The sequence below is a fragment of the Streptomyces sp. NPDC090045 genome, from assembly GCF_044747975.1.
Classification (GTDB): Bacteria; Actinomycetota; Actinomycetes; order Streptomycetales; family Streptomycetaceae; genus Streptomyces.
The window spans coordinates 35591-49124 of record NZ_JBIVFA010000014.1 but is presented as its reverse complement, the minus strand read 5'-3'; the positions used below and the strand labels follow the sequence as shown (position 1 = coordinate 49124).

The following is a 13534-nucleotide window of genomic DNA, read 5'->3' as shown; positions in this document are numbered from 1 at the left end:
CTGTGGTGCGCACCGAGGAATGGCGACGTCTGCCCGCAGCTGTCCTGCTGATCCTCGCCGTCGCCGTCGCGTACTACGCGGGCGGACGGATCGGCCTGCACCAGTCCGTGGTCGTCAACGGCGCCGAGGTCACTCCCCTGTGGCCGCCCACCGGCATCGCCCTCGCCGCCCTGCTCTGGCTGGGGCTGCGGACCTGGCCCGGGATCGCCCTCGGCACGTACCTCGCCATCGAGCGGATCAGCGACTTCAACCTCTCCGGCCTCGGCATCGTCGCCGGGAACACCCTCGCGCCCGTGTGCGCGTACCTGATGCTCCGCAAGGCGGGCTTCCGCAGCGAGATCGACCGGCTGCGGGACGCCCTGGCGCTGGTCTTCCTGGGCGGTCTGCTGCCGATGCTGATCAGCGCGACCGTCGGGACCTGGACGCTGGTGCTCAGCGGCGACCTGCCCGCGGACCGGTTCTGGCCGGTGTGGTCGGCGTGGTGGGCCGGGGACGCGATGGGCGTGCTCGTGGTGACGCCCGTCCTGCTGGTCCTGCGCCGGATCCGCCGCCCCGGGGAGGGCGGCTACCGGGTGCCCGAGGTGACGGCCCTGGTGCTCACGTCCGTCGTCGTCACCGTCGTGGCCACCCAGAGCTCCCTGTCCCTGCTGTTCCTGGTCTTCCCGCTGATCATCTGGGCGGCCGTACGCTTCCAGCTCGCCGGGAGCGCCCCGTGCATCCTGTTCGTGTCCGTCCTGTCGATCTCGGCGGCGAGCGACCGGACCGGACCGTTCGACGGGCAGACCCTCCTGGGGACCATGATCAACCTGCAGGCCCTCAACGGGGCGGCGGCCCTGACCGGGCTGCTGCTGTCGGCGATGGTCACCGAGCAGAACAACGTCCGCATCAAGATCGAACAGGTCTGCGAGGACCTGGCCGAACTGGTGGAGCACCTCGCCCGGGGCAAACCGGAACGCTGAGCGCCCGGGGACGGCGGATCGTCCCCGGGCGCTCAGCGGTGGATCACTTGGACTCGTAGTAACCGAAGATGTCGACGACGAGGTCGACGTCCTCCCAGCCCTGGTTCCAGTAGTCGACGACGCCGTTCTTGCCGGAGCTCGCCTGGACCAGGTTCGGGACGGTCTTGCCGGCCGTCCAGTTCAGGGTCGAGGCGCTGGGACGCTCCGGGAAGACCGCGGTCTGGTCCTTGTACTGCTGGATCGTGTTCGGGTCCGGTGCGACCGACAGGAAGCCGGTGCCTCTCGTGTTGGTCACGGTGGTGTTCAGCACGTACCCGTCGACGCCCACATCGCCGGGCGACTTCCCGTTGTAGGTGTAGATGTAGTTCCGGGCGCGCAGCGGGCCGTAGGGCCAGGCGGGGTCACGGGTGTCGATGATGCGGCCCGGCTTGAGCGGCATGTAGGACGCCTTGCTGTCGGTGCTGTAGTAGCCGACGACGTCGACGATCACGTCGGTGCCCGCCCAGGCGCCGTTGAAGACGCTGATCCTGCCGTCCGCGCCGACGGGCACGATCACCGAGTTGGCGATCGTCTGACCGGGGGTGAAGTTCATGTTCGACGCGGTCGGGGTGGCGCCGCCGGGGAAGACCGACAGGTGGCCGGCCTCCTTCGGGTTGGTGACCGTCACGTTCAGCGCCACGGCGGTGATGCCCTCGGGCACGCCGCGCAGGCCGCCGATCTGGGTGGAGAACGTCTTGCGGCCGCCGAGCTGGCCCCGGTTCGCGCCGAGTCCCTCACGGGTGTCGACGAAACGGGCCGGGGTCATCGGCGTGTAGCCGCTCGCCCGGGTCCGGGTGAAGTAGCCGGTCACGTCCGCGATCAGGTCGACCGACTCGGAGCCGCGGTTGGCCAGCTCCACGTAGCCGTTCTTGACCGGCACGATCACCAGGTTCGGGACGGTCTGCCCCGCCTCGAAGTTGACGTTCGACGTGGTCGGACGCTCGGACTCCTCGGCGAAGGCCGTGATGTGGCCGGCGCTGGTGGTGTTGGTGACGGTCAGGTTGAGGACCACGGCGGTGATCCCGGCCGGGATCGCCCCGTTGCCGCCGACCTTCACGCGCGTGGAGCTGTACGGGGCGACCTTGCCCTTGACCGCGCCGGTCCCGTCGCGGGTGTCCAGGAGGCGGGTGGGGGCGTACGGGACGAAGTCCGAGCCCGCGGTCATGGCCTGGAACTCGTTGACGACCTCGGCCTGGTTCGCCGGGTCCGTCACGGTGACCTTGACCGTGTACTCGCCGAGCTCGGCGTACGTGTGGCTGCTCTTGAGGACGGTCGAGCCGTAGGCGTCCATTCCGTCGGTGTTCCCGTCGCCCCAGTCGACGGTGACCTTCAGCGTGGAGTCCGCGCTGATGACGGTGGTCTCCAGGTCCAGCGCGTGCGCGGAGGTGCTCGCCGCGTTCAGCACGAGGGCCAGGTCCGGGTTGCCGGCGGCCTGCGAGGCACTGGCCCCGGCCTTCCCGCCGGGCAGGCCCTTGCGGACGGAGCGCTCGGCGGGGCTCTTGAAGGTCTTGAAGTTCGGCGCCGCGGCCTTCCCCAGGTCCACGGCGGGAGCGGTCACACCCTGCGCGGCCGGAGCGACGGGAGCCACCGGATCGGCCGCGTGGGCCATCCCCGGGACGAGACCGACCGTGGCCGCTATGACGGCAACGGAAATTACGAGACGGCGACTGCGCACCGTTCCCCCCATTTTTTGAACATGCTCAGGAACTGTCGGGGCCACAGTACATAGATCTTCGTCGCGCGATCAGCCGATATCCCCGCGGGGAGGGGGAGTTGGCGGAATTCTGACGCCGGTGTCAGCCCGCGCTGTCGTGGAGCTGCTCCGCCACCGTGAACCGGCAGTGGAAGGTCTGCCAGCGCCCGTCCAGGACGAGCAGGAAGGAATCGCCGTCCCGGTACAGGACCCGTCGCTTCGACTTGTACGGATGCTGGGGCTTGTGGTGTTCGGCGTGTTCCCGCAGTGCGGCCACCGCCTCCTCGCGCGTCCCGTCGACGTGCCCCAGGACCTTGATGGACCACTCCCGGCCCTCGCCGGTGCCTATGTGCTGCTCGACGAGCAACCCCCACCGCAGGGTGTCGCTGCCCATGTCCGCTCTCCCGCCGACCGCTCGATGAGACCCCGGGATCCACGGGGGCTCGTGCCCGTGCGCGGATCCTCGCACACCGCCGCAGCGGCCGGGACGGCCGCCCCGCCCCGGTCCCCGCCGGAACCGCGGCCGCTACCAGGCCAGTTGTGCGATCTCCTCCGACACCACCGCGCAGGCGTCCGCCGCCGGGTCGATCAGCGGGAAGTGGCCGACCCCGTCGAGGAGCGTCAGCCCGACCATCTCGCCCGCCTTCGCCGCCGCCGCCACGTACGCCTCGGCCACCTGCTGCGGGACCACGATGTCGTCCCGTCCCTGCACCACCGCCGTGGCGATCCCCGTCGGCAGCAGGGCCGCCGGGTCCGCGTACGGGAGGCGGTCCGCGAAGTGCTCCTCGCCGCCCAGCAGCTGCGCGCTCGCGCCGCCGCACACGCCCAGCTCCTCCGCCACCGCGAAGTCCGCGATGGGGGCCAGCGCCACCACGCCGCGCAGCATCGGCGGGGAGGGCAGCCGCCACGGGGAGCCGTGCGGGAGCACGTGCCGGGCCGCGGCCCACAGTGCGAGGTGTCCGCCCGCCGAGTGGCCGGTGACGACCACGCGGCGGGGGTCGGCCTGCGGGAGCGCCGCGGCGGCCAGCCCCGGGAGGGCGTCCATCGCGGCGGCGACGTCGTCGAAGGTCTCCGGCCAGCGGCCCGCGACCGGCGCGTCGGCGTTCTGGTGCGGGAGGGAACTCCCGCGCCGGTACTCGACGTTCGCGACGGCGAAACCCCGCCGGGCCAGGAAGTCCGCGAACGGGGTGATGTGCTGCCTGTCGTACGGGGCCCGCCACGCGCCGCCGTGCAGGACGACCACCAACGGGACCGGTCCGCCCGGGGTCTCGGCGCGCGGGGCGTAGAAGTCGACGACGTGGTCGGGGTGTTCCCCGTACGCGGCGGTCGCGTCCGGCGCCACGGCCGGATGGGAGAAGGCCGAGGCGGCCTCGGCGGCGTCCCGTTCCACGGCGGCGGGGTCCGTCATCGGCTCAACCTCTCGGTAACGCGTGGGACAGCGGGGACAGATGTTCCGGTGTTCCGGCAGAGCGGGACCGTATCAGTCTGGAACGGGAGCTTCCGTGCGGGGTCCGGAATGAGACCGGGCGGACGGAGCCGTAGCCCCGCCCGCCCGGTGATGTGACGTTTCGCTAGCGAGTCACCCGAAAATGTGACCCAGTGTGCGCGCGGCACGCTCGGCGTCGGCGAAACCGACGTAGAGCGGGGTGAAGCCGAAGCGCAGGACGTCGGGTGCGCGGAAGTCGCCGATGACGCCCCGGGAGATGAGTTCCCGCATGACCTCGCGGGCGTTCTCGGTGCGCAGCGAGATCTGGCTGCCGCGGTGCTCGTGCTCGTCCGGGGTGACCGACTCGACCCGGCCCTGCGGGACGTACGCCGCCACGCATTCGAGGAAGAAGTCGGTCAGGGCGAGCGACTTGGCCCGTACGGCCTCGACCGGGACGCCCTCCCAGGCGTCGAGCGCCGACTCCAGCGCCAGCATGGACAGGATGTCCGGGGTGCCGACGCGGCCGCGGGTCGCGCCCGGGGCCGCCTCGAAGGCCGGGGTCATCGCGAAGGGATCCGCGTGGCCGTTCCAGCCGGGGAGCGGGGAGTCGAAGCCGGCCTGGTGGCGCGCGGCGATGTACAGGTACGCGGGCGAGCCCGGGCCGCCGTTGAGGTACTTGTACGTGCAGCCGACCGCGAGGTCGACGCCGTGCTCGTCCAGGCCGACCGGAAGGGCCCCGGCCGAGTGGCACAGGTCCCAGACCGTGATCGCCCCGGCGGCGCGGGCCGCCGTGGTGAGGGCCGGCAGGTCGTGGAGCCGCCCGGTGCGGTAGTCGACGTGGTTGAGGAGGACCACGGCGGTGTCCGCGTCCATCGCCTCCGCCGCGTGCGAGGGGTCCACCGGGGTGACGGTCAGGCCCGTCATCCGGGCCGCCGACTCGGCTATGTAGCCGTCGGTCGGGAAGGTGGCCGCGTCGACCAGCATCCGGGTCCGGCCGGGGGCCGCGAGGCGTGCGGCGCCGACCAAGGCCTTGAAGAGGTTGACGCTGGTGGAGTCGCCCACGACGACCTGGCCGGGGGCCGCGCCGACGAGGGGGGCGAGCTTGTCGCCGATCCGCTCGGGGGCGGTCCACCAGCCGCTCTCCTCCCAGGAACGGATGAGGAGCTCGCCCCACTGCCGGGAGACGACGTCGGCGGTGGTGCCCGCGACGCCGGCCGGGAGCGCACCGAGGGAGTTGCCGTCCAGGTAGACGACCCCCTCGGGGAGGGTGAAGCGGCCGCGGAGCTTGGCCAGCTCGTCGGCGGTGTCCAGGGCTTGCGCACGGGCCGCCAGGCCGGCGGCGACGGAGGTCTCAGACATGGCTGCGGGCCGTCCAGAGCTCCGGGAAGACGTTCTTCGTGGCGCGCTTCTCCAGCCAGGTCACGCCGGCCGAGCCGCCCGTGCCCGTCTTCGCGCCCATCGCCCGGCGGGTGGCGACCAGGTGGTCGTTGCGCCAGCGCCAGACGAGCTCGGCGACGTCGGTGAGGACCTCGCCGAGGCGGTGCAGGTCCAGGTGCTCGTCCGGAGTGGCGTAGAGGCCGGTCCAGACGGCCTCTACCTCGGCCGAGGGCTCGTAGCGCAGCGAGAGGTCGCGGTCGAGGACGGCGGCCGGGACCGCGAGGCCGCGGCGGGCGAGGAGGCGCAGGACCTCGTCGTAGAGGCTCGGCTCGTGGAGGGCCTTCTCCAGCTCCGCGTGGACGCGCGGCGCGCCCCGGTGCGGGACGAGCATGGAGGAGGACTTCTCGCCGAGCAGGAACTCCATCCGGCGGTACATCGCGGACTGGAAACCGGAACCCTCGCCGAGCGCGGAGCGGTAGGCGTTGAACTGTCCCGGGGTGAGCTGGGCGAGCGGGCGCCAGGAGGCGTTGAGGGCTTCGAGTTCGCGGAGGGAACGTTTCAGCGCATCCATCGCGACCGGGATGCGGTCCTCGCGCAGGGCCTTCGCGGCGGTTTCCCACTCGTGGACGATGACCGTGAACCACAGCTCCATGACCTGGGTCGTGACCAGGAAGACCATCTCGCCCGGGTCGTCCGAGCGGAGGTGCTGGAGGTGGGTGAGAACGTCCGCCTGGACGTAGTCCTCGTACGGGGTGGTGCCGTCGAAGTCGAGGTTCGGGGTGTCCGACCCGCCGACTCCGGAGGCATCAAGGGTGTTCGACATTTCTGTCTCCTCGACACGTGCTTCCGGGTAGCGGTCCGCTCCTTCCGTGAGGTGAGTGGAGCCCCGGTCCCCTGCCCGCAGCATAGGACACCGTCGCGCCGGCGCTCCAGCGGAGAGTGACACAGACCACACAATTCGGTGCGTGTCACTCCCCGCTGTACGGGATCAGGCGCTCAGCGTGTCCGCCGCCGTCGGGGACGAGTCGCGCAGGAAGGTCGAGCAGCGCTCGTACTCCTCCTTCTCGCCGATCGCCCCGGCCGCGCGGGCCAGGGCGTGCAGGGCCCGCAGGAAACCGCGGTTCGGCTCGTGCTCCCACGGCACCGGGCCGTGGCCCTTCCAGCCGGCGCGGCGCAGGGCGTCGAGGCCGCGGTGGTAGCCGGTGCGGGCGTAGGCGTACGACTCGACGGTGCTGCCGGCGGCGAAGGCCTCGTCGGCGAGGATCGCCCAGGCGAGGGAGGACGTCGGGTGCGCGGCGGCCACCTCTACGGCGGGGGTGCCGGCGGCGATGGCCTCGCGGCCCGGCTCGTCGGGCAGGTGGGTGGGGGCGGGGCCCCCGAGCAGGTTCTGGTGAATGGACATGCCCCCAGTCTGCCGGGTGCGGTGATCCGCAAAACCCGCCGTCCCCCCGCCGCCACCGCCCCGACGGCCCGTCCGGCACCCGCCCGTTGTGCTCCGGGGCGGGCCGCACACGGAGGCCGTTCACACAGCCGGAGGGCCCGGCCCCCGTCCTGGGACGGGGGCCGGGCCCTCCTGTGCGACTGCTGCCGCGGCTGCCGCTGCGGCTGCGGCTGCGGCCGGCTACTTGAGCTTGGTACCGGTGGAGCGCAGGTTCGCGCACGCCTCGGCGACACGCGCGGCCATGCCGGCCTCGGCGGCCTTGCCCCAGGTGCGGGGGTCGTACTTGGACTTCGTACCGACCTCGCCGTCGACCTTCAGCACACCGGCGTAGTTGCTGAACATGTGGTCCACGACCGGGCGGGTGAAGGCGTACTGGGTGTCGGTGTCGAGGTTCATCTTCACGACGCCGTTCTCCAGCGCGGTGGCGATCTCCTCGGCCGTGGAGCCCGAGCCGCCGTGGAAGACGAAGTCGAACGGCGAGGGCTTGCCGAACTTCTCGGCGACACCGGCCTGGAGGTCCTTGAGGAGCTCGGGGCGCAGGACGACGTTGCCCGGCTTGTAGACGCCGTGGACGTTGCCGAAGGAGGCGGCCAGCAGGTAGCGGCCCTTCTCGCCCAGGCCGAGGGCCTCGGCGGTGCGGATCGCGTCGTCGACGGTGGTGTAGAGCTCGTCGTTGATCTCGTGGCTGACGCCGTCCTCCTCGCCGCCGGTCGGGGTGATCTCGACCTCAAGGATGATCTTGGCGGCGACGGCCTTGGCGAGCAGCTCCTGGCCGATGGCCAGGTTGTCGGCCAGGGTCTCGGCGGAGCCGTCCCACATGTGCGACTGGAAGAGCGGGTTCTGACCGCGGGCCACGCGCTCGGCGGAGATGTCGAGCAGCGGACGTACGTAGCCGTCCAGCTTGTCCTTCGGGCAGTGGTCCGTGTGCAGGGCGACCGTGATGTCGTACTTGGCGGCGACGATGTGCGCGAACTCGGCCAGGGCGACCGCACCGGTGACCATGTCCTTGTTGTGCTGGCCACCCAGGAACTCCGCACCACCGGTGGAGATCTGGATGATGCCGTCGCTCTCGGCCTCCGCGAAGCCGCGCAGGGCAGCGTGCAGGGTCTGGGAGGAGGTCACGTTGATGGCCGGGTAGGCGAACTTGCCTGCCTTCGCCCGGTCGAGCATCTCGTTGTAGACCTCGGGGGTTGCGATGGGCATCTGCCGGCTCCTTGGGTGTGCGGGGAGTGTGCTTCTTGCGGGCCCTGACCTGGGGGCGACGTCATCGTCGCGCCTATCTTTCCAGACTCGGCGCGGGGGTCCAGACTGCCGGTCTCACGTGGTGGGCGAACGGCCCGGGATGTTTCACGTGGAACATCCCGGGCCGCCGGGTTTTGCCAGGTCAGACCGCCCGGCGGGGCGGCCGAGGACCTTCGTCGCCAGTTCTCGCGGTGGCCGGACGGGGCCGGCAGAGCGGACCTAGGACAGGCCCAGGTCCTCGAGGAGGTAGCCGGTGAGGTACGGGAGACCGGCCTCGGCGATGGCGTCGGCCGCACCGCGGTCGACGATCGTGGCGACGGCGACGACCTCGCCGCCGGCCTCGCGGACCGCCTCGACGGCGGTCAGCGGGGAACCGCCGGTGGTCGAGGTGTCCTCGACGACCAGGCAGCGCTTGCCCTTCACGTCGGTGCCCTCGATGCGGCGCTGCATGCCGTGGGCCTTCTGCGCCTTGCGGACGACGAAGGCGTCGAGGCGCCCGCCGCGCGCGGCGGAGGCGTGCAGCATCGAGGTGGCGACCGGGTCGGCGCCCAGGGTCAGACCGCCGACGCAGTCGAAGTCGAGCTCGGCGGTCAGGTCGAGCATGACCTGACCGACCAGCGGGGCCGCCTCGCCGTCGAGGGTGATCCGGCGGAGGTCGATGTAGTAGTCGGCCTCCCGGCCGGAGGAGAGGGTCACCTTGCCGTGCACGACGGCCTTGTCCTTGATCTGCTGCAGAAGCGCATCCCGTACGTCACTCATGGCCCTGAGCTTAATTGCGCCCTAGCGCAGCCGCCGCCACGTCCACGTCGTGGAGACCTCCAGCGGGTCCACGGGGGTGACCAGGCGCGGCAGGGTGTTCAGCCCGTTCGGCGGACCGGACTGCGGCTCGACGCAGATCGCCTCGGACTCCTCGTCGTAGACGACCACCCATTCGGCCCGGCTGGTGAGCCGCAGTTCCAGGGCGCCGGGCCAGGTGAGGGTGACGTCGACCCCGTGCGGCATGCCGAAGCAGTCGTCCCAGGGGCCGGGCTTCGGGTCGATGCGGTGGCCGGTGGGGAGGTGGTCGGCGCCGCGCTCCTCCTGCCAGGCGGGCTCGAAGGAGAGCTCCGCCGCCCCGCCGCCGGTCCCGAGGTCGCGCCGGAACCAGGGGTGCCAGCCGGCCTGGGCCGGGAAGGAGTTCCCGTACGTCTCGACGCCCATGGTGAGGGTCAGCGCGTCCTCGGCGAGCGTGAACACCTGGGTCACCCGGCCCGGGTACGGCCACGGTTCGGCGAGGTCGAAGGTGAACGCCGCCTCGGTGGCGGTGGCTCCGGCGGGGCGCCAGGGGGCGTCGCGGCCGAAGCCGTGGAGCGCGTGCGGCGGGTGGTTGACCGGCATCTGGTGGACGGTGCCGCCGTCGCGGAACCGGCCGTCCTCGATCCGGCCGCACCACGGGACCATCGGGAACGACCCGTACCGCGGGCCCTGGCGCAGCAGCTCCGTCCCGTCGATGCGCAGGCTGCTGATGCGGCAGCCGTTCTCCTGGTCGACCGTCACCTCGGCGCCGCCGGCGCTCAGTTGCGTACTCATGCGGTCGACCCTAATGCGGGCCGCGGCCGCAGGTCAGCGGCGGCGGCGCAGGGCCCGGCCGATGACGACCGCCGAGGCCAGCGCGAGGGCGGCGGCCGGGGCGATCCAGCGCAGGCTGTCGCCGGCGGTGGTGGCGGCGGGCGCGGGGACCGGGGCGTACCGGCCGCGCGGAGGCGCGTGGTCCACCTCCTCCGCACTGCGGCCGATCATGGTGCGGCGGGCGTGGGCGGCCTCGGCCGGGGGCCGCGGGGCCCCGTCGAGCTCCTCGAAACCACCGGCCAGGAACGGATCCAACGAGGGGGGCGGCACCTCGGTGTCGAAGAGGGAGGCGGTGACCTCGGTGACGTCGCCCTCGACGAACCCGGGGCCGGTGCCGTCGGTGTCGTCGGTCTCCTCCGCCTCCGCCTCCTCGGCCTCGGCCACGGGGTCACCGAAGGCGGACCCGATGCTCAGCTGGCCGGCGGCCCGGTCGAGCAGCCGCTGTACGGCGGCGGCCGCGGCCTCGGGGGCGAAGGCGGCGGCGCGCCCGTCGGCGGTGGCCCGGGCGGTGAAGTCCAGCCGGGTCCCGTCCTCGGCCGGGGTCAGCAGCAGGTCCACGGAGAACTTCACCGTCCCGCTGCCGCGGACCTCCGTGCCCTCACCCTCGAAGGTGAAGTGGCCGGGGTCCCGCTCGATGACGGCCAGGGCTCCCCGGTAGGTCACGGTGCTCCCGCCGACGCGGACCTTCAGCCGGCCGGAGACCGGCCCCGCCTCGGTGTCGGCGTCCTGCTGGAGTCCCGGTACGCACCGGGCCACCCGGACGGGGTCGCGCAGCACGGCGCGGAGATCGTCTGCCGGTACCGGGACGAACACCTGATGCTCCATGCGGTCGAGCCTACCGACGGCAGCGCACCGGGTCACGAATACCGCGGGTGCGGCAGGGTCGACGGCGGGAGCCCGGGCACCCGGGTGCGTTCCGCGTCGCGCGCGGAGTCCTGCAGCGAGCCGGTCGACAGCGAGCGCAGGGCGGGCGTGTCGCGGTCCACGCGCAGCGGGGGAACCCCCTCGCGGGCGGCCAGGACGAAGCCCCAGTCCTGCGGCGGTGCGCCGGCGACGCCGAGGGGGGTGCGGTCGGGTCCGGCGGCGAAGCCGGAGAGGCGGCCGCCCGCGCTGTAGGGGGAGGTCAGCAGGCCGGCCGCGCGGAGGGTGGAGTCGACGGTCCAGTACGTCCGCGGGCGGCTGGCCAGCGGCCCGGCGTGCACGGCGATCCGGCCCCCGGGGCGCAGGGCCCGCGCGGCCAGCCCGTAGAACTCCTGCGAGTACAGCTTCGTGCTGGGGGTGATGCCCGGGTCCGGCAGGTCGGAGACGATGACGTCGAACCCGTCGGCGGCGGCCGGCCCCCGCAGCCAGCGGAAGGCGTCCTGCGTCACGACGGCCATGCGCGGGTCCTCGTACGCCCGGGCGTTGAGCGCGGAGAGCATCGGATCGGTGCGGGCGAGCCCGACCACTCCGGGGTCGAGCTCGACGACGGTGACGGAGGCTACGTCCCGGTAGCGGAGCACCTCGCGGGCGGCGAGCCCGTCGCCGCCGCCGAGGACCAGGACGCGGGCGTGCGGGCCGGTCATCGCGGGGTGGACCAGGGCCTCGTGGTAGCGGTACTCGTCGTAGCCGCTGACCCGCAGCCGCCCGTCGAGGTACAGGTCGAGGGAGCGCGGGGAGCCGGTCGGGGGGCCGGTGAGCACCAGTTCCTGCACTCCGGTCCGGACGGCGACCCGCACCTCCCCGCCGTAGACGGCGCGCCGGGCGACCCGCTCGAAGTCGTCGGCGAGGACGGTCGCCGAGGCGAGCACGGCCAGCACGGTCACGTTCGCGGCGATCAGCAGCCAGCGGCAGCGGCGGCTCAGGTCGCGGCGGAACAGCCACAGGACCAGCCCGCCGCCGACGGCCGCGTTGACGGTGCCGGTGAGCATGGCGCCGGTGAGCTGGCCGAGCATCGGGAGCAGCAGGAACGGGAAGGCGAGGCCGCCGACGAGGGCGCCCACGTAGTCGGCGGCGAACAGGTCGGCGACGGCCCCGCCCGCGTCCTGTCTGCGGATGCGCTGGATGAGGACCATCAGCAGCGGGATCTCCGCGCCGATGAGCACCCCGATGACGAAGGAGAAGCCGACGAGGGCGGGGCGGGACTCCCCCAGCCAGGCGAAGCTCGCGTAGAGCGCCATGGCCGAGAGCCCGCCGAGGAGGGCGAGCCCGGCCTCGATGGCGCCGAAGCCGAAGGCGGGCCGGTGGCGCAGGCGCTTGGCGAGCAGGGAGCCGACGCCCATGGCGAAGACCATGACGGACAGCACGACCGACGCCTGGGTGACGGAGTCGCCGATGAGGTAGGTGCCCAGGGCGAGCAGCTCCAGTTCGTACACGAGCCCGCAGGCGGCGCAGACGAACACGGTGGCCAGGACGAGGAGTCGGCCGGTCCGGGGCCGTACGGGCAGGGCGGCCGGGACGGTCGCGGCGCCCCGCGGCTCCGGAGCCGGGAGTACCCGGCGCGGGACGGAACGGTCGATCATGAAGCGAACCGTACGTCACCACCCACCTACATCCGGTCACCCACATGGGTGCAAGTGGCGCATCGATCCAGCCGGTTGGCGTAACGGCGACGGGCCGTCCGCGCCCCGGAGGCGCCGCCCGCCGCTACAGCAGCGCGGGCGATTCCAGCGCCGCGGCGGCCGGGGCCCCCGTCCGTACGCCCACCCGGGTCCGGGTGGCCACCAGCTGGCCCTCCTGCGGGTACGCGTGCCAGGTCCGCCAGCGCACCTGGCCCTCGTAGCGCTGCGCGAGCAGGGCGGTGAAGGCGTGCGGACTTCCCGGAAAGGTCCCCGCTAGCCCGTTCGGGTGATCAGCCACCAGTGCGAGCAGCTCCTGCGCCCGCCCCGCGAAGGACCCGCGGGAGAGGGTTTCGACCCGCGCGGCGAACTCGTACTCCCAGTCACCCACCCGCTTGGCCACGCCGAGCGGCAGCGGCGTACTACTGCCGGGCATGCAGGCGACCGTCTCCGAGCAGAGCACCTCGGCCTCCTCCAGAAGAACCTGATGGGAGGCCCCGAGCAGGCGCAACTCCACCTTGGCGCCCGACAGTTCGAGGTTCAGTACGGCCAGGGCGGGCAGCCGGTCCCGACCCAGGGCCCAGGCGAGATCGGCGGCACGCGTGTCGGTGTAAGAGGTCTGGAGGGTCGTGAGCATGAGTCGGCTCCGCAAACGCGCGAGGGAGATGGGCCGGGGCCCGCCAGCGGTAGTCAACGGGTGGGGGGACACCGGCACGGGTCCACAGGAAGTCCAGGGAGGTCCGAGGACTGGTCTACTCAACCGAGGGAATCATGAAAGGCACGGCACTCACAGCGTTTTTACCCAACTTGCTGGGGTTTACATCCCCCCGGGGGCTCCACAGTTCACGTGTTCAACGAGTTGCGTCCCGCGCGTCGTCATGCATCGACGGACGAGGCGTCACGCAGGGGCGAACGACGAGGACGCCCGACGGAAACGGGACCGCCGAACGCCCTCCTCCACACGGTGCCGGCTGCCCCGTGTCAGCTGGAACCGCCGCACCCTCCCCCGCCGCCACACGAGGACGACGAGCCGCAGGACGAGGAAGAGCCGCAGCCCGAGCCGCCGCCCCCGTCCACCCACGAACCTCCACTGCGCTTGCGACGGCCGCCGGTGTGCCCGCTCTTGGCCGAACGGGCTGCGATCGTCACGACGAAGGCGACGACCATGATGGCGATCACGATGAAGACGAACATGCGGTCCGCCCTTCTCTC

The 13534-nt window shown here is 72.4% G+C and carries 14 protein-coding genes; 1 reads left to right on the top strand and 13 read right to left on the bottom strand.

Going from position 1 to position 13534, the window contains the following annotated elements; translation table 11 throughout:
* The first annotated feature begins 2 nt into the window (after window positions 1-2).
* Window positions 3-959, top strand: a complete 957-nt coding sequence (locus ACIPYQ_RS30725; RefSeq protein WP_401257431.1) for an MASE1 domain-containing protein — start codon at window positions 3-5, stop codon at window positions 957-959.
* A 43-nt stretch (window positions 960-1002) separates the two neighbouring features.
* Here ACIPYQ_RS30725 and ACIPYQ_RS30720 read toward each other — a convergent pair whose 3' ends face one another.
* From ACIPYQ_RS30720 to ACIPYQ_RS30660, 13 genes are all read right to left on the bottom strand, one after another.
* Window positions 1003-2607: a PKD domain-containing protein gene (locus tag ACIPYQ_RS30720; RefSeq protein WP_401257155.1), complete on the bottom strand. Its 1605-nt coding sequence runs from the start codon at window positions 2605-2607 to the stop codon at window positions 1003-1005.
* A 187-nt stretch (window positions 2608-2794) separates the two neighbouring features.
* The gene (locus ACIPYQ_RS30715) at window positions 2795-3085 is read right to left on the bottom strand and encodes a hypothetical protein (protein WP_361752311.1); all 291 of its coding nucleotides are present in this window, start codon (window positions 3083-3085) and stop codon (window positions 2795-2797) included.
* A gap of 132 nt (window positions 3086-3217) precedes the next feature.
* Window positions 3218-4099 (bottom strand): alpha/beta hydrolase, encoded by an 882-nt coding sequence (locus ACIPYQ_RS30710; RefSeq protein ID WP_401257153.1) that lies wholly within the window; start codon window positions 4097-4099, stop codon window positions 3218-3220.
* A gap of 171 nt (window positions 4100-4270) precedes the next feature.
* Window positions 4271-5476 (bottom strand): kynureninase, encoded by a 1206-nt coding sequence (kynU, locus tag ACIPYQ_RS30705; protein ID WP_401257151.1) that lies wholly within the window; start codon window positions 5474-5476, stop codon window positions 4271-4273.
* On the bottom strand, window positions 5469-6317 hold the full coding sequence (locus ACIPYQ_RS30700) for a tryptophan 2,3-dioxygenase family protein (RefSeq protein ID WP_361752305.1): 849 nt from the start codon (window positions 6315-6317) through the stop codon (window positions 5469-5471). The genes kynU and ACIPYQ_RS30700 overlap by 8 nt, the downstream gene beginning before the upstream one ends.
* A 165-nt stretch (window positions 6318-6482) precedes the next feature.
* On the bottom strand, window positions 6483-6896 hold the full coding sequence (locus tag ACIPYQ_RS30695; RefSeq protein WP_361752303.1) for a DUF3151 domain-containing protein: 414 nt from the start codon (window positions 6894-6896) through the stop codon (window positions 6483-6485).
* A gap of 219 nt (window positions 6897-7115) precedes the next feature.
* Window positions 7116-8138 (bottom strand): class II fructose-bisphosphate aldolase, encoded by a 1023-nt coding sequence (gene fbaA / locus ACIPYQ_RS30690; protein WP_361752301.1) that lies wholly within the window; start codon window positions 8136-8138, stop codon window positions 7116-7118.
* A gap of 258 nt (window positions 8139-8396) precedes the next feature.
* Entirely contained in the window at window positions 8397-8936 is a 540-nt protein-coding gene (gene pyrE / locus ACIPYQ_RS30685) for an orotate phosphoribosyltransferase (RefSeq protein WP_361752299.1), read from the bottom strand.
* A 21-nt stretch (window positions 8937-8957) separates the two neighbouring features.
* Window positions 8958-9746 carry an aldose 1-epimerase gene (locus tag ACIPYQ_RS30680; RefSeq protein ID WP_401257148.1) on the bottom strand — a complete coding sequence of 263 codons (789 nt, stop codon included), beginning with the start codon at window positions 9744-9746 and terminating at the stop codon, window positions 8958-8960.
* 33 nt (window positions 9747-9779) lie between these two features.
* Window positions 9780-10610: an SRPBCC family protein gene (locus ACIPYQ_RS30675; RefSeq protein WP_401257146.1), complete on the bottom strand. Its 831-nt coding sequence runs from the start codon at window positions 10608-10610 to the stop codon at window positions 9780-9782.
* Window positions 10611-10642: 32 nt separating this feature from the next.
* On the bottom strand, window positions 10643-12286 hold the full coding sequence (locus ACIPYQ_RS30670) for a polyamine aminopropyltransferase (protein ID WP_401257144.1): 1644 nt from the start codon (window positions 12284-12286) through the stop codon (window positions 10643-10645).
* 124 nt (window positions 12287-12410) lie between these two features.
* Complete coding sequence (locus ACIPYQ_RS30665; RefSeq protein ID WP_361752291.1) at window positions 12411-12959, bottom strand: DUF2617 family protein; 549 nt, start codon at window positions 12957-12959, stop codon at window positions 12411-12413.
* Between the two features lie 344 nt (window positions 12960-13303).
* Window positions 13304-13516, bottom strand: a complete 213-nt coding sequence (locus tag ACIPYQ_RS30660; protein WP_361752289.1) for a hypothetical protein — start codon at window positions 13514-13516, stop codon at window positions 13304-13306.
* Between the last annotated feature and the right edge of the window lie 18 nt (window positions 13517-13534).

What these genes read in the sequence shown, in the direction of transcription:
- ACIPYQ_RS30720 (WP_401257155.1), bottom strand. Translation starts at nt 2,607, where the DNA reads ATGGCCCACGCGGCCGATCCGGTGGCTCCCGTCGCTCCGGCCGCGCAG.
- ACIPYQ_RS30715 (WP_361752311.1), bottom strand. Translation starts at nt 3,085, where the DNA reads ATGGGCAGCGACACCCTGCGGTGGGGGTTGCTCGTCGAGCAGCACATA.
- ACIPYQ_RS30710 (WP_401257153.1), bottom strand. Translation starts at nt 4,099, where the DNA reads ATGACGGACCCCGCCGCCGTGGAACGGGACGCCGCCGAGGCCGCCTCG.
- kynU (WP_401257151.1), bottom strand. Translation starts at nt 5,476, where the DNA reads ATGTCTGAGACCTCCGTCGCCGCCGGCCTGGCGGCCCGTGCGCAAGCC.
- ACIPYQ_RS30700 (WP_361752305.1), bottom strand. Translation starts at nt 6,317, where the DNA reads ATGTCGAACACCCTTGATGCCTCCGGAGTCGGCGGGTCGGACACCCCG.
- ACIPYQ_RS30695 (WP_361752303.1), bottom strand. Translation starts at nt 6,896, where the DNA reads ATGTCCATTCACCAGAACCTGCTCGGGGGCCCCGCCCCCACCCACCTG.
- fbaA (WP_361752301.1), bottom strand. Translation starts at nt 8,138, where the DNA reads ATGCCCATCGCAACCCCCGAGGTCTACAACGAGATGCTCGACCGGGCG.
- pyrE (WP_361752299.1), bottom strand. Translation starts at nt 8,936, where the DNA reads ATGAGTGACGTACGGGATGCGCTTCTGCAGCAGATCAAGGACAAGGCC.
- ACIPYQ_RS30680 (WP_401257148.1), bottom strand. Translation starts at nt 9,746, where the DNA reads ATGAGTACGCAACTGAGCGCCGGCGGCGCCGAGGTGACGGTCGACCAG.
- ACIPYQ_RS30675 (WP_401257146.1), bottom strand. Translation starts at nt 10,610, where the DNA reads ATGGAGCATCAGGTGTTCGTCCCGGTACCGGCAGACGATCTCCGCGCC.
- ACIPYQ_RS30670 (WP_401257144.1), bottom strand. Translation starts at nt 12,286, where the DNA reads ATGATCGACCGTTCCGTCCCGCGCCGGGTACTCCCGGCTCCGGAGCCG.
- ACIPYQ_RS30665 (WP_361752291.1), bottom strand. Translation starts at nt 12,959, where the DNA reads ATGCTCACGACCCTCCAGACCTCTTACACCGACACGCGTGCCGCCGAT.
- ACIPYQ_RS30660 (WP_361752289.1), bottom strand. Translation starts at nt 13,516, where the DNA reads ATGTTCGTCTTCATCGTGATCGCCATCATGGTCGTCGCCTTCGTCGTG.